We start from the raw sequence: 19395 nt of genomic DNA on the forward strand, positions 1-19395 counted from the left end.
CTGTTGTTTGTGCTCCTCCCCCATCCGCCCTCTACCTAGCTACCGGCCCCCGCTTTCCCTCGTCCACCATCTTCCGTTCTCCCAGCTTAAGGGGGGGGCGGGCGACCGATCGGTCGCCCGCCCCCCTTTTTCGTGCCTTAGACCTCGCGGTGCCCGGCCGCCCCGGCGGCCCCGGCCTTGCGCTGCCGTTCGGCTTCCTCCTCCGCCTCCATCTCCGCGAACACGTCGATCGGCGGCGGCGCCTTCGCCAGGAAGAGCCAGGTGAAGTACACGGCCAGCACCATCGGCGGGAGTTTCAGGGCCACCAGCAGCCAGCCCAGCTGGGTGGCGTCGCCCCACCAGTACAGCGGGAAGAGGATCGCGTACTTGGCGAGGAAGATCAGGCCCCAGGCCAGGCTCGCCTTGGTGTAGGCCTTCTTGCGTCCCGGGTTGCGGGTGCGCCAGGAGAGGTTCTCCTTGAACACCGGGCCCAGCACGACCCCGAGCAGCGGGAAGCCCACCAGCGCGGAGAGGGTGAAGGCGACGCCGAGGCCGGCGCCGTAGATCATGCCCGGCAGGTAGAAGCCCTTGGCGCTGCCGGTGAACAGGGCGAAGGCGACACCGACGCCGACCCCGAAGACCCCGCTGAAGGCGTGCTTGACGGTGTCCTTTCGCACGAGCCGCACGATCACCAGCAGGACGGCGACCGCGCCCGCCGCGATCGCGGACATCTTCACGTCCTTGTTGACCGTGTAGATCATCACGAAGAGCAGCCCGGGGAGCATCGTCTCCAGGGTCCCGCGGATCCCGCCGAAGGCATCGAAGAGCGCTGCCTGCGTGACGGCCTTCTGGTCCGCCTCGGCCTGTGCCCCCGCCTGGGGGGTCGGCTTGTCCACTGACGTCACCGGCTACTGCTCCTGTCCGACGGGGCGGAGTTCGTACTTCGGGTTGAAGAGGACCCTGCGGCCGTGGCTCATCGAGATCCGTCCGGAGGCGATCATGCGCCGGCCCGGTTCGATTCCCGCGATCGAGCGACGGCCCAGCCAGACCACGTCCAGCGCGGCCGAGCCGTCGAACAGCTCCGCCTCCAGTGCCGGGACGCCCGCGCGCGGCCGCAGGGTGACGGTGCGCAGCGTACCGGTCACCTTCACTATCTGGCGGTCGTGACAGTCGCAGATCCGCGTGCATCCCGCGGCTTCTGCGTCCTCCTGCAGCTCCGCCGAATGCAGCTCCTCCTGGGTGGAGGACAGCCTCTCGATCATCCGGCGGAACCGGCCCGCCGGCCGGGCCGGTTTCGCGGGCTTCTCGGGACGCGGTTCAGCACTCATAACAGGAAGCGTACCGGCGGGCCCCTACCTCTCGAAGCGGTAGCCCATCCCGGGTTCGGTGATGAAGTGCACGGGGTGCGAGGGGTCCGCCTCCAGTTTGCGGCGCAGCTGCGCCATGTACACCCGCAGATAGTTCGTCTCGGTCCCGTAGGAGGGGCCCCAGACCTCCTGGAGCAGCTGCTTCTGGCTGACCAGCTTGCCGCCGTTGCGGACCAGTACCTCCAGCAGGTGCCATTCGGTCGGGGTTAGCCGTACGTCGCGTCCCTCGCGGACCGCCTTCTTGGCGGCCAGGTCCACGGTGAAGCCGGCGGTCTCGACGACCACCTCGCCCTCGCCGGAGCCGACGGCCGGCTCGGCGCGGCGGACTGCGGCGCGCAGCCGGGCCAGCAGCTCGTCCATGCCGAAGGGCTTGGTGACGTAGTCGTCGGCGCCCGCGTCCAGCGCCTCGACCTTCTCGTCGGAGCTGTGGCGGGCGGAGAGCACCAGGATGGGGACCCGGGTCCAGCCGCGCAGCCCCTTGATCACCTCGACGCCGTCCATGTCGGGGAGGCCGAGGTCGAGGACCACCACGTCGGGGTGGCGGGCGGCGGCCAGTTCCAGGGCGGTCGCGCCGTCGGGGGCCGCGTCGACCTCGTACTTGCGGGCCTTCAGGTTGATCACGAGGGCGCGGACGATCTGCGGCTCGTCCTCGACCACGAGCACCCGGGTCATTGAGGTCCTGCTTTCTCTCGTATGCGTACGCCGTCCTGCGGGGCGGCGTGATGCGGCCCGGCGCCGTGCGTCGCGTGCCCGGCGTCCCCCGCGGCCGCGGCGCGCAGCGTGAGCACCATGGTCATGCCGCCGCCGGGGGTGTCCTCCGCGGTCAGGGTGCCGCCGATGGCCTCGGCGAATCCGCGGGCCACGGCCAGGCCGAGGCCCACCCCGGCGCCGCGCGGGGAGTCGCCGTGCCGCTGGAAGGGCGCGAAGATCCGCTCCTTGGCCTCGTCGGGGACGCCGGGTCCGCGGTCGACGACCCGGACCTCCACCCGGTCCCCCAACGCGCTGGCGGCCACGGTGACGACCTGCCCGGCGGGGCTGTACTTGACGGCGTTCTCGACCACGTTGGCGACCGTACGCTCCAGCAGCCCGGGGTCCACCGCCACCATCGGCAGTGTCTCCGGAATGTCCAGCTGCACGCTGTCCTCCGGTACGCCGAGCAGCGCCATCGGGACCACCTCGTCGAGGTCGGCGGCGCGGATCAGCGGGGTGACGGTGCCGGTCTGCAGCCGGGACATGTCGAGCAGGTTGCCCACCACGTGGTCGAGCCGGTCGGCGCCCTCCTCGATGCCGGCGAGGAGCTCGGCCCGGTCCTCCTCGGACCACTCCACGTCACCGGAGCGGAGCGAGGTGACGGAGGCCTTGATGGAGGCGAGGGGGGTGCGCAGGTCGTGACTGACGGCAGCCAGCAGGGCGGTGCGGATCTTGTTGCCCTCGGCCAGCCGGCGGGCCTCCTCGGCCTCGCCGACGAGCCGCTGCCGGTCCAGGACCACGGCGGCCTGGGCGGCGAAGGCGCCGAGCACCCGCCGGTCCTCGGCGGGCAGCACCCGGCCCGACAGGGCCAGCGCCATGTGGTCGCCGACCGGCATGTCCACATCGGCGTCCTCCGGCCGGGTGACCGGCCCCGGGCCGATGCTGCCGGCCGAGGTCCAGGGGTCGGTCTCGCTCCGCCGCTCCAGCAGGGTCACCGACTCCATGGCGAAGGTCTCGCGGACCCGTTCCAGCAGGGCGGACAGGGTGGTCTCCCCGCGCAGCACGCTGCCGGCGAGGAAGGAGAGGATCTCCGACTCGGCCCGCAGCCGGGCGGCCTGCTGGGTGCGGCGGGCGGCCAGGTCCACCACCGAGGCCACCGCGACGGCCACGGAGAAGAACACCACGATGGCGACGATGTTCTTCGGGTCGGCGATGGTCAGCCGGTGCACCGGCGGGGCGAAGAAGTAGTTCAGCAGCAGGGAGCCGAAGGCCGCCGAGGCGAGGGCGGGCAGCAGCCCGCCGAGCATCGCGGCCGCCACGGTCAGCGCCAGGAACAGCAGCATCTCGTTGGCCAGGCCGGGATCTGCGTCGATGTGCGTGAGCAGCAGGGCCAGCAGGGCCGGCAAGACCACGCCGACCACCCAGCCGGCCAGGATCCGGGTCCGGCCCAGCCGGGCTCCGGGGTAGACGGCCGGCAGCCCCCGCGCGCGCCCCTTGGCGGCTTCCTCGTGGGTGACGATGTGCACGTCGAGGTCGGGGCCGGATTCGCGGGCGACGGTCGCCCCGACACCCGGCCCGAACAGGTACTGCCAGGGCTTGCGGCGGCTGGAGCCGAGCACGATCTGGGAGGCGTTCACGCCCCGGGCGAACTCCAGCAGGGCGTCGGGGATGTTGTCGCCGACCACATGGTGAAACGTTCCACCCAGGTCCTCGACCAGGGTCCGCTGGACCGCGAGCTCCTTCGGGGAGGCCGCGGTCAGTCCGTCGCTGCGCGCGATGTAGACGGCGAGCACCTCCCCGCCCGCGCCCTTCTCCGCCAGCCGCGCGGCCCGGCGGATGAGCGTACGGCCTTCGGGGCCGCCGGTGAGGCCGACGACGATTCGCTCCCGGGCCTGCCAGGTGGAGCGGATGCCGTGTTCGCCGCGGTACTGCTGGAGGTATTCGTCGACCCGGTCCGCGGTCCACAGCAGCGCGAGCTCGCGCAGCGCGGTCAGGTTCCCCGGCCGGAAGTAGTGGGAGAGGGCCGCGTCGACCTTGTCGGGCTGGTAGACGTTGCCGTGGGCCATGCGCCGGCGCAGCGCCTGCGGGGACATGTCGACCAGTTCGATCTGGTCGGCCCGCCGCACCACCTCGTCGGGCACCGTCTCGCGCTGCCGCACCCCGGTGATGGTCTCGACCACGTCACCGAGCGATTCCAGGTGCTGGATGTTGACGGTGGAGACGACGTCGATGCCGGCCTGCAGCAGCTCCTCGACGTCCTGCCAGCGCTTGGCGTTGCGCGAGCCCGGCACATTGGTGTGGGCGAGCTCGTCCACCAGCGCGACGGCGGGGCTGCGGGCCAGCAACGCGTCCACGTCCACCTCGGTGAACGAGGAGCCCCGGTACTCCAGCTCGCGGCGCGGCACCAGCTCCAGGCCGTGCAGCAGCACCTCGGTGCGCGTCCGCCCGTGGTGCTCCACGAACCCGACCACGCAGTCGGTGCCCCGCTCCACCCGCCGGTGCCCCTCGGCCAGCATCGCGTACGTCTTGCCCACGCCCGGAGCCGCACCGAGGTAGATCCGAAGCTTGCCGCGTCCCATGTGTCCCATTCTCACGTACGACGATCACGCACGGCGATCACGTACGACGATCACGTACGACGACGGGCCGTGCTCCCGGGCAGGGGAGCACGGCCCGTCGGGACGACCGGCTGTGGTCAACGGTCAACGGCCGAGCGTCAGCGGACCTCGGTGATCTCCGGGCCGCGCTCCAGCTGGCCCATGCCGCCGGAGAAGCGGGAGCCCTCCTGGTCCTCCGTCTGCACGCCGTCCGGCACCATCTGGGCGTCGTTCGGCAGCTTCAGGACGATCGGGTCGCGCGGGGCCATCGGGCCCTCGCCCCGCACCACGACGGTGTCACGGAAGATCTGCTCCAGCAGACCGGCCGACTCGGGCTGCACCGCACCCTGGCCGGAGATCACCCCGCGGAGGAACCAGCGGGGGCCGTCGACGCCCACGAAGCGCACCAGCTGGGCGCCCCGGGTGCCGTCCGGCAGCGGGACCGGGACCTGCGCGCGCAGCTCCCAGCCCAGCGGACCCTGGACCTCGTCGATGATTCCGCCCTGCTGGGTGATGCCCGAGGCGATCTCCTCTCGGACCTCGCCCCAGATCCCTTCCTTCTTGGGCGCCGCGAAGGCCTGCAGCTGCACGGCGCTGTCGCGCAGCACCACGGTCGCGGCGACGATCGCGTCCCCGGCGACCTCGACGCGCAGCTCCATGCCCTCGACACCCGGTACGAAGATGCCGCCGAGGTCGACCCGGCCCTCGGCCGGATCGCCGGGCACCTCGGAGACGTCCCAGGGGCCGTCCGGCCGCGGGGCCGGCGGCAGGTTCACCCGGCGCTGCTCGCCGGTGGCAAACTCGGCGCGCTCGTCGGCGTATTCGCTCTCCTCCGCCTCGACGCCGTCGACGACCTGCTCGGCCGCGCCACCGTCCTTGACGGAGCTGTTCTTCTTGCGACGTCCGAACACGTCACTGTCCTTCCCGGTCGGATACGACCGAAGCGTAGCCATTCCCACCCTGCTGACCAGCGCCGTTTCCGGCCACAGCCGCATGACCGCCGGTGGAGCCGAAACCCCCCTCGGCCCGGGCCGAGCCGGGAAGTTCCGCCACCTCATGGAAGCGCACCTTCTCGACCCGCTGGACAACCAGCTGGGCAATGCGGTCGAAGCGCTCGAACCGGACGCTCTCGCGCGGGTCGAGATTGACCACGATCACCTTGATCTCCCCACGGTACCCGGCATCCACCGTCCCCGGGGCATTCACGAGCGCGAGCCCGCAGCGGGCGGCCAGGCCGGACCGCGGGTGCACGAAGGCCGCGTACCCGTCGGGCAGGGCGATGGACACCCCGGTGGGGAGTACGGTCCGCTCGCCGGGGGCGAGCTCGGCGGCCTGGGTGGTCACCAGGTCGCAGCCGGCGTCGCCGGGGTGGCCGTACGCCGGAATGGGCACCTCCGGGTCGACCAGCTTGATCAGCACGTCGACGGGGGCGTGATTGCTCAGGGCCATCAGGGGTTCACCTCGAAGGCGCGGGCGCGCCTGACCTGGTCCGGGTCGGCCATCGCCGCCCGGATCTCCTCGGGCCGGCCGTTCTCGATGAAGTGGTCGACCTTGACTTCTATGAACAGGGCCTCGGCGCGCACCGCGACGGGCCCCTCGGGGCCGCCTATGCGGCCGACGGCACTGGAGTAGATCTTCCGCCCGGCGACCGCGGTGACCTCGGCCTCCAGGTACAGCACCGTGTCCACGGGCACCGGCCGTACGAAGTCGGTCTCCAGCCGGCCGGTGACCGCGATGACCCGCAGCAGCCAGTTCAGCGAGCCGAGGGTCTCGTCGAGCGCGGTGGCCAGGACCCCGCCGTGGGCGAGGCCGGGTGCTCCCTGGTGCGCGGGCTTGACGGTGAACTCGGCGGTGACGCGGACACCCTCGCCGGCCCGGGCGGCCAGGTGCAGACCGTGCGGCTGACCGTTGCCGCAGCCGAAACAGTGCTCGTAGTGCGCACCGAGGAGCTCGCCGGGCGCCGGGGCGTCGGGGTGCCTGACCGGCGCCGTGGCGTCGGCCGGGGGCGTCAGGCTTGGGTTTCGTCCACTCACAGCCGCAGACCTTACCCGCGCGGCTACCCGCCGGTCGCCTCGTGCCAAGCTTGGAGTCATGCAGCTCTCCCCCGCGCACCATGACGAACGCCTGACCGCCCCCCGCGCCTGGTGGGGCATCACCGTGCTGATGGGCCTGGCGTGTGCGCTGATGATGGTGCCGCTGGGGACGATGGCGCTGCTGGCCGGGCTGGTCGGCGGGACGGCCCTGACGGGGCTGCTGGTGAGCTCGTACGGGAGCGCTCGCGTGCGGGTGGTGAACGGCGCGCTGGCGGCCGGGGACGCGCGGATCCCGGTGGCGGCCCTGGGCGAGCCGGAGGTCCTGGACGCGGAGCAGGCGCGCGCCTGGCGCACGTACAAGGCGGACCCCCGGGCCTTCATGCTGATGCGCAGCTACGTGCCGACGGCGGTGCGCGTCGAGGTCACCGATCCGTCGGACCCGACCCCGTACGTGTACGTCTCGACGCGCGAGCCGGAGGCCCTGGCGGCCGCCCTGCGCTCGGCGCGGTCCCGGTCCGCCGCCGAGTAGCCGGTCCCGTTCGTCAGGGGTGGCCGGCCCGTCAGGGTTCGGCCGGGCCCTGGAGGGATTTGGGGCTGCCCGGCTCGAGGGGCGGCTGGTCGAGCGGCGGCTGCGCCGGCAGCGCGTGCCACGGCACGGCTCGGCTGCGCAGGTCCCCGCGGACCTTCTCGGCCAGCTTCTTGGTGTCGCGGCGGTTCATGACCGCGCCGACGGCCGCCCCCACCATGAACGGCATCACGTTCGGCAGGTTGCGGAGCAGCCGCTTCGTGATCTGCTGGCGCAGTTCGCGTTTCATCTGCCCGCCGAGGGCCGCGTTGAGGGTGGTCGGTTTGGTCAGGTCGACGCCCCGCTCCTCCGTCCACGCGGTCAGGTAGGCGAAGCTGCGTTCCTTGAGGTTGCCGGGCGGGCGCTGCCCGTACACCTCGTGGAGTTCGGCGATGAGCTTGAGCTCGATCGCCGCGACGCCGGTGATCTCGGCGGCCAGCTCGGCCGGCAGCGCCGGCGGCACGGGCAGCATCGCCACCGCGCCGATGCCCGCGCCCACGGTCGAGGCGCCGTTGGCGGCACCGGCGATCAGCTTGTCGGCCAGCTGATCGGGACCGAGGCCCGGGAACTGGGCGCGCAGCGTCGCCAGGTCCCGTACGGGAACGCGCGGGGCGTTCTCGATGATCCGGTCGCTGATGTACAGGACGACCGCCCGTGCGCCTTCGCTGCTCTTGCGCACGCCGTTCTTGACGGCTTCCATCCGGCGCCCGGCGGGTTTCCGCCGGGCTTCTCCGCCGGTGTCCACGACCGCCGGCACCGGCCCTCCGCCCGCCTCGGGCACGGCGGGGACAGTGGGCACGCCGGAGCCACCGCGGCCCGTTGCCGGGCCCTTCGCTTCGGCGTACGCCTCCACCGCGTCACCACCCTGCCTGCGGAAGAAACGCCTGCGGGACGGTGTCGACCCTGTCACGGCCGGCTGCCTCAGTCGCAGTCGCGGCAGATGGGCTGGCCGTTCTTCTCGCGGGCCAGCTGGCTGCGGTGGTGCACCAGGAAGCAGCTCATGCAGGTGAACTCGTCCGCCTGCTTGGGCAGCACCCGGACGGCCAGTTCCTCGTTGGACAGGTCCGCGCCGGGCAGCTCCAGGCCTTCGACCGCGTCGAAGTCGTCGACGTCCACGGCCGAGGTGGACTTGTCGTTGCGCCGGGCCTTCAGCTCTTCAATGCTGTCGCTGTCGACGTCGTCGTCAGTCTTGCGTGGGGTGTCGTAGTCCGTTGCCATTGTTCGCTCTCCCCCTCTGGGTATTTAGCGGTGTCTCAGCGCACGTAACGCGCGAGAGGCCGGACTTGTGCCCGACCTGAGGCGGAGATTTTGCCTCACATCAAGGTCTGTTACTCAATCGACACCCAGCTGCACGCCTGAAGGGCGATGGGCCGGTATGTCGAGCGGGACCGTACACGGTCGGGAGGCCGTCGTGCACGAGCGCCACCCCGTGTATTTTCCGCCGTTCGGGGTGCCGGAAACCCGGACTTTCCCGGGCTTTCCGGGACCCCAGGGGTCACGGACCGTACAGGGGCGGGCACTCGGCACTGTGATCGATCACACAGCCCGTGCCCACGCCCGCCGCCCACGGGTTCAGCCGAGAGCGAACAGGCAGGGTGTTCGTCAGATGGGCAGGGTGACGCGCATCACCAGGCCACCCCCCTCGCGGGGCTCCGCGTGGATCCGGCCGCCGTGTGCGCGCGCCACAGAGCGCGCGATGGACAGGCCGAGGCCCACACCCTTGTCGCTGCCCGTTCGCTCCGTACGGAGGCGTCTGAAGGGCTCGAAGAGGTTGTCGATCTCGTACGCGGGAACCACGGGACCTGTGTTCGAGACCACGAGCACCGCCTGGCCGTGGCTGAGCTCGGTGACGACCTCCACCCAGCCGCCGTTCGGCACGTTGTACCGGACGGCGTTCTGCACCAGGTTGAGGGCGATCCGCTCCAGCAGCACGCCGTTGCCCTGGACCACGGCCAGCGCGCGCTCGCCGCGGATCTCCACGCCCTTCGCCTCGGCCTCGCCGCGCGCCTGGTCGATGGCGCGCGAGGCGACCTCGGCCAGGTCCACGGGTTTGCGCTCGACGATCTGGTTCTCGCTGCGGGCGAGCAGCAGCAGGCCCTCGACGAGCTGTTCGCTGCGCTCGTTGGTGGCCAGCAGCGTCTTGCCCAGCTGCTGGAGCTCCACCGGGGCTCCGGGGTCGGACAGGTGGACTTCGAGCAGGGTCCGGTTGATGGCCAGCGGGGTCCGCAGCTCGTGCGAGGCGTTGGCCACGAACCGCTGCTGGGCCGTGAAGGCCCGCTCCAGCCGGTCCAGCATCTCGTCGAAGGTGTCGGCGAGCTCCTTGAGCTCGTCGTCCGGGCCGTCCAGCTCGATCCGCCGGGTCAGGTCGGAGCCGACCACCCGGCGGGCGGTCCGGGTGATCTTGCCCAACGGCGAGAGCACCCGGCCGGCCATCGCGTAGCCGAAGGCGAAGGCGATGATCGACAGGCCCAGCAGGGCCATCAGGGAGCGGCTGAGCAGGTCGTCCAGGGCGTGCTTGCGCTGGATGTCCATGCAGGCGACGACGGCGTTGTTGAGCTCCCCGGCGTTCTTGACCAGGCTCACCGCCGGGCAGGTCTCGCTGGTGACCTGGACGTCCTGACCGCCGACGATCTTGAACGGCGGCGGCAGGCCGGCCCGCATGGTCTGCGCGGCCAGCAGGTAGATGATCGACAGCAGCAGGATCCCGGCGATCAGGAACATGCCGCCGTACAGCAGCGTGAGCCGTATCCGGATGGTCGGCCGCAGCCAAGGGAAGGGACCCTCGGGCGGGCCGGGGTCCCAGGTCTGCTGCTTCGGTGGTGCCGCGGAGGGCACCGGGGTAGCGGCCATCCGCGTCAGATCCGGTATCCGGAGCCGGGCACCGTCACGATGACCGGGGGCTCGCCGAGCTTGCGGCGCAGGGTCATCACGGTCACCCGGACCACATTGGTGAACGGGTCGGTGTTCTCGTCCCACGCCTTCTCCAGCAGCTGCTCGGCGGAGACGACCGTGCCCTCGCTGCGCATGAGGACCTCCAGCACCGCGAACTCCTTCGGCGCCAGCTGGACCTCCTTGCCGTCCCGGAACACCTCGCGCCGGTTCGGGTCCAGCTTGATGCCGGCCCGCTCCAGTACGGGCGGCAGGGCGACGGTGGTCCGCCGGCCGAGGGCGCGCACCCGGGCGGTCAGCTCGCTGAAGGCGAAGGGCTTGGGCAGGTAGTCGTCGGCCCCGAGCTCCAGGCCCTCGACCCGGTCGCTCACATCACCGGAGGCGGTCAGCATCAGCACCCGGGTCGGCATGCCCAGCTCGACGATCTTGCGGCAGACGTCGTCTCCGTGCACGAGGGGGAGGTCCCGGTCGAGCACGACCACGTCGTAGTCGTTGACGCCCACCCGTTCCAGGGCGGCCGCGCCGTCGTACACGACGTCGACGGCCATGGCCTCCCGGCGCAGTCCGGTGGCCACCGCATCGGCGAGCAGCTGCTCGTCCTCGACGACGAGTACGCGCACGTCGATTTCCTTCCTCTGGGCCCAGGGCGGGCACGGTCCATTGCGCCAACCATCCTGCCGCTTTCGGCCGTAAACCGGCTGTAAGGCGCCACAGCAGGGCCTCCCGGGAGGCCCCGGGCAAGGCGGAAGTGAGGATTCCCTCGCCTTCCGAGGTTTCTGGGCCCAGGGGGCCGGGGAGGACGACACCACACCCCGATCACCGATCACCTACCTCCCGGACACCTCCGTGCCACGAAGAGGGGGCGCAACCGCCATGGACGCATTCACCGCAGGACTCCTGCAGCGCATTCGCACCACCGAGTCGGACCTCAACCGGGCCCAGCAAACGGGCGACGACTTCCTCGCGGAGGTCGAGCAGGCGGAACTGGAGGACCTCCACCGCCTGGCCGCGGAACACGGCGTACGGGTGCGGGCGGCGTAGGCCGCCCTTCCTGACGCTGCGAGGCCGGGACCGCCCTCGGGGGCGGGTCCCGGCCTCGTCGGCGTTCTCAGGCCCGTGCAGGCCCCAGACGGCCCGGGCCCGCAGCGGGCCGCAGAAGGCCCGCAGGCAGTCAGTCGTGCCAGGCCCCGGCGTCCTCCAGCAGGGGCTGCAGGGCGCCGAAGACCGCCGGGGTCGCGGCGATCGCCAGCTCACCGGAGGCGGGCTCGCCCGGCCGGCCGCCCGTCAGGGCACCGGCCTCGCGGGCGATCAGCTCGCCGGCCGCCAGGTCCCACGGGTTGAGCCCGCGCTCGTAGTACCCGTCCAGCCGGCCGCAGGCCACATCGCACAGGTCGATGGCCGCCGAGCCGCCCCGCCGGATGTCCCGCACCCGCGGGATGATCGCCTGGGCCACGTCCGCCTGGTGGGCCCGCCGCTCCTGGAGGTATCCGAAGCCGGTCGCCAGCAGCGCCTGGTCCAGCGGCGCCGCCGGCCGGCAGGCCAGCCGTACGCCGTCCAGCCAGGCCCCGCGCCCCGCCACCGCGTGGTACGTCTCCCCGCGCAGCGGCGCCGCCACCACCCCGGCCACCGTCTCGCCCCGGTACTCGGCCGCGATCGACACCGACCAGGCGGGCAGCCCGTACAGGTAGTTCACGGTGCCGTCCAGCGGGTCCACGACCCACCGCACACCGCTCGTGCCCTCGGTGTCGGAGCCCTCCTCGCCGAGCAGCCCGTCCTGCGGGCGGTGCTCCGCCAGGAAGCCGGTGATCAGCTTCTCCGCGGCGATGTCCATCTCGGTCACCACGTCGATCGAGCTGGTCTTGGTGGCGGCCACCCCCAGATCGGCCGGCCGGCCGTCGCGCAGCAGCTCCCCGGCCCGCCGGGCCGCCTCCAGGGCCAGCTCCAGCAGTTCGGTCTTCAGGTCCTCCGTGGGCACGGCTGCGCTCCTCATGAGTACGGGCTGTCCGCGCCGGCGGCGGCCGGGCGGGCCTGGCGGGCGGGGCAGCAGCCCACCGCGCACAGGTCGTGGCTGGGCCCGAGCAGGCCGAGCGCGCACCGCTCCACCGGTTCCCCGCGCTCCGCCGCGGCCCGCTCCAGCACCAGCTCGCGCACCGCCTCGGCGAACCGGGAGTCGGCGCCCACGGTGGCGGACCGCCGGATCGGCAGGCCGAGCTCGGCGGCCTTGGCGGTGGCCTCGGTGTCGAGGTCGTACAGGACCTCCATGTGGTCCGAGACGAAGCCGATGGGCACCATCACCACCGCGGGCGTCCCGGCCCCGTGCAGGGCCTCCAGGTGGTCGCAGATGTCCGGTTCCAGCCACGGGATGTGCGGGGCGCCGCTGCGGGACTGGTAGACGAGCTGCCAGGGGCGCTCGGTCCCGGTCCGCTCGGCCACCTCGTCCGCGATCACCCGGGCCACGTCGAGGTGCTGCCTGACGTACGCGCCGCCCTCCCCGCCCTCGGTGTGGTCCTCCACCGGACCGGAGGCGTCCGCGGCGGCCGTGGGGATCGAGTGGGTGGTGAAGACCAGGTTGGCGCCCGCCCGGACCGCCTCGGGCAGCTCCCCGAGCGAGGCGATCACCCCGTCGACCATCGGCTCGATGAAGCCGGGGTGGTTGAAGTAGTGCCGCAGCTTGTCCACCCGCGGGAGCTCGAAACCCTCCTCGGCGAGCGTGGCCAGGGCGTCCGCGAGGTTCTCGCGGTACTGGCGGCAGCCCGAGTACGAGGCGTAGGCGCTGGTCGCCAGCACGGCGATGCGGCGCCGCCCGTCCGCGGCCATCTCCCGCATGACGTCGGTCAGGTACGGCGCCCAGTTCCGGTTGCCCCAGTACACCGGGAGGTCCAGGCCGTGCTCGGCGAAGTCCTTCCGCAGGGCGGCCAGCAGCTCCCGGTTCTGGGCGTTGATCGGGCTGACGCCGCCGAAGCCGAAGTAGTGCTGCCCGACCTCCTTGAGGCGTTCGCGCGGGATGCCCCGGCCGCGGGTGACGTTCTCCAGGAAGGGCACGACGTCGTCGGGTCCCTCCGGGCCGCCGAAGGACAGCAGCAGGAGGGCGTCATAAGGGCGGGCCGGGCCGCCTGCGGGATTCGGGAGCTGGTCAGACATGTCTCGAATCCTGCCACCCGCCGCCGACCGCCGGTAATCCGGCCGAACACAAAGTCACACTCGCCGCGGCCCACCCTTTTTCCCCGTGCGGCCCGCTCGCTCCCGGCCGTAACCTGTACGGGCCAATGACGTCCCTTACGGAGGGCTCCCCTTGCCCAGTCCCTACCGCGCGATATTCGCCGCTCCCGGCACCAAGGGGTTCGCCGCCGCCGGGCTCATCGGGCGCATGCCGCTGTCCATGGCCGGCGTGGGCATCCTGACGATGATCTCCGAGCTGACCGGCCGGTACTCGCTGGCGGGAGCGCTCACCGCCGCCCTGGCCCTCTCCGCGGCCGCGCAGGGCCCGCTGGTCTCCCGGCTGGTCGACCAGTACGGGCAGCGGCGGGTGCTGCGCCCGGTGACCCTGGTCGCGGTGGCCGCCATCGCCGGGCTGCTGGCCGCCGCCGCCAACGGCTGGCCGGACTGGACGCTGTTCGCCTTCGCGGTCGTCGCCGGCTGCGTGCCCAGCGTCGGCTCGATGGTCCGGGCCCGCTGGACCGTGATCTACCGGGACACCCCGCAGCTGCACACCGCGTACTCCCTCGAATCCGTCCTGGACGAGGTCTGCTTCATCTTCGGCCCGCCCGTGGCCATCACGCTGTCGGCCGGCTGGTTCCCGGAGGCCGGCCCGCTGGTCGCGATCGTCTTCCTGCTGGTGGGCGTGTGGTGGCTGACCGCGCTGCGCTCCACCGAGCCGCAGCCGCACCCGCGCGGCGAACACCACGACCGCTCCTCGGCGCTGCGCTCGCCCGGCCTGCAGGTCCTGGTCGCGACCTTCGTGGCCACCGGCGCGATCTTCGGCTCCATCGACGTGTCCACCCTGGCCTTCGCCGAGGAGCAGGGGCACAAGTCCGCCACCGGCTTCGTCCTGGCCATTTGGGCGCTCGGCTCCTGCCTGGCCGGCCTCGTCTTCGGCCTGCTCCATCTCAAGGGACGGACCGAACGCCGTTGGGTACTGGGCGTGGTGGCCATGGCCGTGAGTATGATCCCCCTCCTACTGGCCGGGAACCTTCCGTTTCTGGCTGTGGCGCTCTTCGTCTCGGGCCTGGCCATCGCTCCCACGATGGTGACCACGATGGCCCTGATCGAGACGCACGTACCACGCGAAAAGCTGACCGAAGGCATGACCTGGACCAGCACCGGGCTCGCGGTCGGCGTCGCGCTCGGATCGTCGGTGACCGGCTGGGTCATCGACGCCTCCGGGGCGAGGACGGGGTACGTCGTCTCCATCTCGGCGGGGATCGCCGCGGCGGCGGTCGCGTTCGCGGGTTACCGCCGGCTGACGAGGCCGGCGCAAGGGGAGGAGCCCTCAAGCGATGGGGACGGCGACAGCAGGGAAGTCCGGGAGCACGTGGCGTAACTGGGCGGGCAACGTGTCCGCCACGCCGGCCCGCGTGGTGGCACCGGCGTCGGTCGGGGAACTGCAGGAGGCGGTCCGGCGGGCCGCCGAGGACGGGCTGAGGGTGAAGGCGGTCGGCACCGGCCACTCCTTCACCGCGGCGGCCGCCACCGACGGCGTACTGATCAGGCCCCAGGCGCTCGCCGGGATCCAGGAGATCGACCGGGCCGCGGGCACCGTCACGGTGGCGGCCGGCACCATCCTGAAGGATCTCAACCGGGCACTGGCCCTGGAGGGCCTGTCACTCACCAACATGGGCGACATCATGGAGCAGACGGTCTCCGGCGCCGTCGGCACGGGCACGCACGGGACCGGCCGCGACTCCGGCTCCATAGCCGCCCAGATACGCGGCCTGGAGCTGGTCACCGCGGACGGGCGGCTGCTGAGCTGCTCGGAGAAGGAGAATCCGGAGGTCTACGCGGCCGCCCGGATCGGCATCGGCGCACTGGGCGTGGTCACTTCCCTCACCTTTGCCGTGGAGCCGCTGTTCTTCCTCACCGCCCGCGAGGAGCCGATGGGCTTCGACCGGGTGACGGCCGAGTTCGAGCAGCACCACGCGGAGAACGAGCACTTCGAGTTCTACTGGTTCCCGCACACCGGCAACTGCAACACCAAGCGGAACAACCGCAGCGCGGGCCCGGCCGCCCCGCCCGGCGCGGTCAGCGCCTGGGTGGAGGACGAGCTGCTGTCGAACGGCCTCTTCCAGGCCGTCAACTCGGTGGGCCGGGCGGTCCCCGCGGCCATCCCGGGGATCGCCCGGGTCGCCAGCCGGGCGCTCTCCGCGCGCACCTACACGGACATCCCGTACAAGGTGTTCACCAGCCCGCGCCGGGTCCGGTTCGTGGAGATGGAGTACGCCCTGCCGCGCGAGCGGGTGGTCGGGGCGCTGCGCGAGCTGAAGGCCGTGGTGGACCGCTCGGACCTGCGGATCAGCTTCCCGGTGGAGGTGCGGACCGCTCCGGCGGACGACATCGCGCTGTCCACCGCCTCCGGCCGGGACACCGCGTACATCGCCGTGCACATGTACAAGGGGACGCCCTACCAGGCGTACTTCACCGCTGCCGAGCGGATCTTCACCGAGCACGGCGGGCGTCCGCACTGGGGCAAGGTGCACACCCGGGACGCGGAGTACCTGGCCGGGGTCTACCCGCGGTTCGGGGAGTTCATCTCGCTCCGCGACCGGCTGGACCCGGAGCGGGTGTTCGGCAACGACTACCTGCGGCGGGTGCTCGGGGACTGATCCGGCCGGCCGAGTGCCCCGGGGTCAGGAGGCGCTCTCCCGGCCCCGGCCGGTGCCGGGGGTGCTGTCGGTGCTGTCGGTGCCCGGCGTCGACCGGTCGGGGGTCGGCGTGGGGGTGGGCGCCGGCGGTGTCGGGGTGGGCGTCGGCGGGGGAGTCGGCGCCGGCTTCCGGGACGGGTCCGGGTCCGGGTCCGGCGGGGCGGAGTCCGTGGAGCGGCCGGGCGTGGGGGACGTGCCGGTCCGCCCGCCGGTCCCGTCCTTCTCGCCGGTCCCGTCCTTGTCGTCGGTCCCGCTCTCCGGCGTACGGGGCCGCTCCTGCTTCGCCTTGCCGGGGCCACCGGGCAGCAGGGCGCGCCCGTCGCTGCTGACCGGGGAGCCGGCGAGGGCCTCGTACGCGCCTATGCCGCCCATGGAGAGGGCGAAGGCAGCGCCCGCGGCCACCGTGGTGCGCTTCCAGCCGCGCCCCCGGGAGCCGTAGGTGGTGGCCCGGCCGAACTCGCCGGCGGGAGGCGCCGCGGCCGGGGCGCCTCCGGCGGGCAGCACCGCCAACTCCTCGGCGGGGGTCGGCACCCGGCGGCCCTTCGGGGCCGCCGCCTCGCGCAGCCGGCCGCCGGTACGGCGGAAGAAGTGCTGGATGACGGGCCCGCCGGCGGTGGCCACCACGCTGACCACGCCGGCGCCGAGGATCGTCCCGTAGACGCCGAGCTTCGAGGCGAGCAGAGCGGCCGCGACCGTGGCCAGGGAGGAGCCCGCGACCTGAGCCACGCTCAGATCGAGCTTCTTCTTCCCGTCCTCCTCCGCCTCCTCTATCAGCCTGGTGCCCTGCGTCGCCTTCTGACCCATCCTCAACCTCTGCTTCACCGGCTACAGCAGTTACTGACAGCCGAGCGAAACGGATAGTTCCATTTCTGCGGATTCTGTGAAGCAAGACACCCCAAACCGACCCGGGGCGCAGGCAGGCCAGGCCGGCCGGGCCGCCAACTCCCCTCGGGCGGGACAAGTTCGGCGGCGCGGCGGTCCACCCAGGTGGCCCGAATGGAGTACTGTGGCGAGCCCTGGGGCCGTCCGTCCTTACGGATGTCCGGACCCGGGAGAGGGGGCCGGTTGATGGAGAAACGGCGCTCGAAACCGGCGAGGACGCGCTATCGCACGGGTTTCTGCTGCACAGAGTGACCGGTCGGTCACTGTCTGTCGCCAACAGGTAACCGTGCCATAACGGCGATCAAGGGCGCATGCCCGACACGCCGGTTGAACTCGGCAAGGTTGTGGCAGGCTGCACCCGGGCAGGCCACACTCGACTAGCGGAAGCAGCGACGCACGTGACGTCGGCAGGCACCACCCGGGAGGTCCCCATGCCCGAACTGCGTGTCGTGGCCGTCTCCAATGACGGCACACGACTGGTGCTCAAGGCTGCGGACAGCACGGAGTACACGCTTCCGATCGACGAACGGCTGCGGGCTGCCGTGCGCAACGACCGCGCACGCCTGAACCAGATCGAGATCGAGGTGGAGAGCCACCTCCGCCCGCGGGACATCCAGGCCCGGATACGTGCCGGTGCCTCCGCGGAGGAGGTCGCGCAGCTCGCCGGCATCCCCGTCGACCGGGTACGCCGCTTCGAGGGCCCGGTGCTCGCGGAGCGCGCGTTCATGGCGGAGCGGGCCCGGAAGACCCCCGTGCGCCGTCCCGGCGAGAACACCGGACCCCAGCTCGGCGAGGCCGTGCAGGAGCGGCTCACGCTGCGCGGGGCCGAGAAGGAGACCGTGCAGTGGGACTCGTGGCGCCGCGACGACGGCACCTGGGAGGTCCTGCTGGTCTACCGGGTGGCCGGTGAACCACACTCGGCGAGCTGGACGTACGATCCGCCGCGGCGGCTGGTCGTGGCCGTGGACGACGAGGCCCGCTCGCTGATCGGCGAGTCGGACGACATCCCGGCCGCCCCGGAGCCGACCTTCCCGTTCGTACCGCGGATCGCCAGGCTGCCGCGCGACCGGCCGCTCGACCGCGCGCTGGACCGCCAGCTCCCGGCCATCGCCTCCGCGGCGCCCCCGCCGGAACCGGAGGAGGAACGGGACACGCTGACCAGCCTGCTGGAGGCGGTACCGAGCTTCCGGGGCGACCTGGTGGTTCCGGAACGGCCCGCCACCGCGCCGGAGTCCGAGCCGGAAGAGGCCGAGGAGGCCCCGCCGGCCGCCTCGGCAGGAGCCGGATCGGCATACGCGGACGTCCTGATGCCGCGGACGGTGGCCGGCCACCGCGACCGGCTGACCGGCACCACGGACCGTCAGGCCGAGGCGGACGGCGTCCGTCCGGGCCGCCGCGCGGCGGTACCCAGCTGGGACGAGATCGTCTTCGGCACCCGCCGCAAGAAGCAGGAGTAACTCCGAACAGCAGCAACCCCGCCCGGTACGCGCACCGGGGCACGACGCACGCACCGGGGCCACGGTGCGCGCGGCACGACGCGGCGGAGCGGCCGCACCGGAACTCCGGTGCGGCCGCTCCGTGTTGCACGGCGCTTCCCGCGCGCCCGGCTGCCGGGCTCTACTGCGGGTCCGGTCCGGTGGCCACCGGGCGGGCCGGGTCCGAGGACCACTCCGACCAGCTGCCCGCGTAGAGGGCCGCCGGGATGCCCGCGACCTCGAGGGCCAGCACCTGGTGCGCTCCCGAAACACCGGAGCCGCAGTACACGCCCACCGGGGTCTCGCCGGAGGCTCCCAGCCCCTCGAAACGGGCCCGGAGCTCCGCCGCCGGGAGCAGCCCGCCGTCGGATCGAACGTTTTCGGCCGTCGGGGCCGAAACCGCGCCCGGAATGTGGCCTCCGACCCGGTCGATCGGCTCGATTTCGCCCCGGTACCGCTCCCCCGCCCGCGCATCCAGCAACAAGCCGGTCCGGGCCAGCGCGGCCGCGCCGTCCGCGTCGATCAGCTCCACGGCCCCTGGACTTGGCTTGAAATCGCCCTCCGTGGGCGAGGGCTCCTCGACCGTCAGTCCACCCCCCGCCGAGATCCATGCGGCCAGGCCCCCGTCGAGGACCCGCACCCCGGTGTGCCCCGTCCAGCGCAACAGCCACCAGGCGCGGGCCGCGGCCCAGCCCAGCCCGCCGTCGTACACGACCACGGGGTGCTCGGCGGAGACGCCGGCCCGGCGCATCACCGCCCCGAACGCCTCCGGGTCCGGCAGCGGATGGCGGCCGCCGGACCCCGGCGGACCTGCGAGTTCGCGGTCGAGGTCGACGTACACCGCACCGGGGAGATGCCCGGCCTCGTACTCGGGCCGCAGATCGGGGCCGCCCAGCTGCCAGCGGATGTCGAGCAGCACCGGCGGCCGCGGACCCGCCAGCTCGGTCATCAGTTCGGATGCGGAGAGGATCGCAGTCATGACTCCATCCTCTCCCCCTTCCGACACCCCGCGTAACACGACCGACATCGACGTGCCGCAGGGATTCGGTCATCTCTGCGA

20 protein-coding genes are annotated in these 19395 nt (G+C 72.4%); 5 read left to right on the forward strand and 15 right to left on the reverse strand.

What is annotated here, in order from left to right:
* Window positions 1–137 precede the first annotated feature (137 nt).
* The 7 genes from AB0447_RS26430 to AB0447_RS26460 all read right to left on the reverse strand — a co-directional run bounded on the left by AB0447_RS26430 (window position 138) and on the right by AB0447_RS26460 (window position 6666).
* Window positions 138–884, reverse strand: coding sequence for a DUF3159 domain-containing protein (locus AB0447_RS26430; protein WP_366479268.1), 747 nt, complete (start codon window positions 882–884; stop codon window positions 138–140).
* A 3-nt stretch (window positions 885–887) separates the two neighbouring features.
* The gene (locus tag AB0447_RS26435; protein ID WP_366479269.1) at window positions 888–1307 is read right to left on the reverse strand and encodes an OB-fold nucleic acid binding domain-containing protein; all 420 of its coding nucleotides are present in this window, start codon (window positions 1305–1307) and stop codon (window positions 888–890) included.
* Between the two features lie 24 nt (window positions 1308–1331).
* Window positions 1332–2018, reverse strand: coding sequence for a response regulator (locus AB0447_RS26440; protein ID WP_366479270.1), 687 nt, complete (start codon window positions 2016–2018; stop codon window positions 1332–1334).
* Window positions 2015–4615 carry a sensor histidine kinase KdpD gene (locus AB0447_RS26445; protein ID WP_366479271.1) on the reverse strand — a complete coding sequence of 867 codons (2601 nt, stop codon included), beginning with the start codon at window positions 4613–4615 and terminating at the stop codon, window positions 2015–2017. Before AB0447_RS26445 ends, AB0447_RS26440 begins: the two co-directional genes overlap by 4 nt.
* Window positions 4616–4752: 137 nt before the next feature.
* Entirely contained in the window at window positions 4753–5544 is a 792-nt protein-coding gene (locus AB0447_RS26450) for a DUF3710 domain-containing protein (protein ID WP_366479272.1), read from the reverse strand.
* A 1-nt stretch (window position 5545) separates the two neighbouring features.
* Window positions 5546–6082 carry a dUTP diphosphatase gene (gene dut, locus AB0447_RS26455; protein WP_366479274.1) on the reverse strand — a complete coding sequence of 179 codons (537 nt, stop codon included), beginning with the start codon at window positions 6080–6082 and terminating at the stop codon, window positions 5546–5548.
* Window positions 6082–6666, reverse strand: coding sequence for a PaaI family thioesterase (locus AB0447_RS26460; protein WP_366479275.1), 585 nt, complete (start codon window positions 6664–6666; stop codon window positions 6082–6084). Before AB0447_RS26460 ends, dut begins: the two co-directional genes overlap by 1 nt.
* A gap of 58 nt (window positions 6667–6724) precedes the next feature.
* Between AB0447_RS26460 and AB0447_RS26465 the strand changes: the two genes are divergently transcribed.
* On the forward strand, window positions 6725–7195 hold the full coding sequence (locus AB0447_RS26465) for a DUF3093 domain-containing protein (protein WP_366479276.1): 471 nt from the start codon (window positions 6725–6727) through the stop codon (window positions 7193–7195).
* A 31-nt stretch (window positions 7196–7226) separates the two neighbouring features.
* On the opposite strand, the gene AB0447_RS26470 is transcribed toward AB0447_RS26465, so the two are convergent.
* From AB0447_RS26470 to AB0447_RS26485, 4 genes are all read right to left on the reverse strand, one after another.
* Complete coding sequence (locus AB0447_RS26470; protein ID WP_366479277.1) at window positions 7227–8141, reverse strand: hypothetical protein; 915 nt, start codon at window positions 8139–8141, stop codon at window positions 7227–7229.
* Between the two features lie 11 nt (window positions 8142–8152).
* The gene (locus AB0447_RS26475) at window positions 8153–8449 is read right to left on the reverse strand and encodes a DUF4193 domain-containing protein (RefSeq protein WP_366479278.1); all 297 of its coding nucleotides are present in this window, start codon (window positions 8447–8449) and stop codon (window positions 8153–8155) included.
* Window positions 8450–8833: 384 nt separating this feature from the next.
* On the reverse strand, window positions 8834–10081 hold the full coding sequence (locus AB0447_RS26480; RefSeq protein WP_366479279.1) for a HAMP domain-containing sensor histidine kinase: 1248 nt from the start codon (window positions 10079–10081) through the stop codon (window positions 8834–8836).
* Between the two features lie 5 nt (window positions 10082–10086).
* Window positions 10087–10740, reverse strand: a complete 654-nt coding sequence (locus tag AB0447_RS26485; protein ID WP_150206941.1) for a response regulator transcription factor — start codon at window positions 10738–10740, stop codon at window positions 10087–10089.
* A 253-nt stretch (window positions 10741–10993) separates the two neighbouring features.
* Here AB0447_RS26485 and AB0447_RS26490 point away from each other — a divergent pair, with 253 nt between their 5' ends.
* Window positions 10994–11161 carry a hypothetical protein gene (locus AB0447_RS26490; protein WP_366479281.1) on the forward strand — a complete coding sequence of 56 codons (168 nt, stop codon included), beginning with the start codon at window positions 10994–10996 and terminating at the stop codon, window positions 11159–11161.
* Between the two features lie 130 nt (window positions 11162–11291).
* On the opposite strand, the gene AB0447_RS26495 is transcribed toward AB0447_RS26490, so the two are convergent.
* On the reverse strand, window positions 11292–12110 hold the full coding sequence (locus AB0447_RS26495; protein WP_366479282.1) for an inositol monophosphatase family protein: 819 nt from the start codon (window positions 12108–12110) through the stop codon (window positions 11292–11294).
* Complete coding sequence (locus AB0447_RS26500) at window positions 12107–13261, reverse strand: ferrochelatase (protein WP_366479283.1); 1155 nt, start codon at window positions 13259–13261, stop codon at window positions 12107–12109. Before AB0447_RS26500 ends, AB0447_RS26495 begins: the two co-directional genes overlap by 4 nt.
* A gap of 151 nt (window positions 13262–13412) precedes the next feature.
* On the opposite strand from AB0447_RS26500, the gene AB0447_RS26505 reads away from it, so the two are divergent.
* Together AB0447_RS26505 and AB0447_RS26510 are read left to right on the forward strand one after the other, a co-directional pair.
* Complete coding sequence (locus AB0447_RS26505) at window positions 13413–14660, forward strand: MFS transporter (RefSeq protein ID WP_366479284.1); 1248 nt, start codon at window positions 13413–13415, stop codon at window positions 14658–14660.
* The gene (locus AB0447_RS26510; RefSeq protein WP_366479285.1) at window positions 14617–15939 is read left to right on the forward strand and encodes a D-arabinono-1,4-lactone oxidase; all 1323 of its coding nucleotides are present in this window, start codon (window positions 14617–14619) and stop codon (window positions 15937–15939) included. Before AB0447_RS26505 ends, AB0447_RS26510 begins: the two co-directional genes overlap by 44 nt.
* A 24-nt stretch (window positions 15940–15963) precedes the next feature.
* Here AB0447_RS26510 and AB0447_RS26515 read toward each other — a convergent pair whose 3' ends face one another.
* Window positions 15964–16782, reverse strand: coding sequence for a hypothetical protein (locus AB0447_RS26515; protein WP_366479287.1), 819 nt, complete (start codon window positions 16780–16782; stop codon window positions 15964–15966).
* Window positions 16783–17291: 509 nt separating this feature from the next.
* Between AB0447_RS26515 and sepH the strand changes: the two genes are divergently transcribed.
* Window positions 17292–18317 (forward strand): septation protein SepH, encoded by a 1026-nt coding sequence (sepH, locus tag AB0447_RS26520; protein ID WP_366479288.1) that lies wholly within the window; start codon window positions 17292–17294, stop codon window positions 18315–18317.
* 160 nt (window positions 18318–18477) lie between these two features.
* On the opposite strand, the gene AB0447_RS26525 is transcribed toward sepH, so the two are convergent.
* Window positions 18478–19314 carry a sulfurtransferase gene (locus AB0447_RS26525; protein WP_366479289.1) on the reverse strand — a complete coding sequence of 279 codons (837 nt, stop codon included), beginning with the start codon at window positions 19312–19314 and terminating at the stop codon, window positions 18478–18480.
* Between the last annotated feature and the right edge of the window lie 81 nt (window positions 19315–19395).

It is taken from the genome of Streptomyces sp. NPDC051211 (assembly GCF_040689505.1).
In the GTDB taxonomy this organism is placed as follows: Bacteria; Actinomycetota; Actinomycetes; order Streptomycetales; family Streptomycetaceae; genus Streptomyces.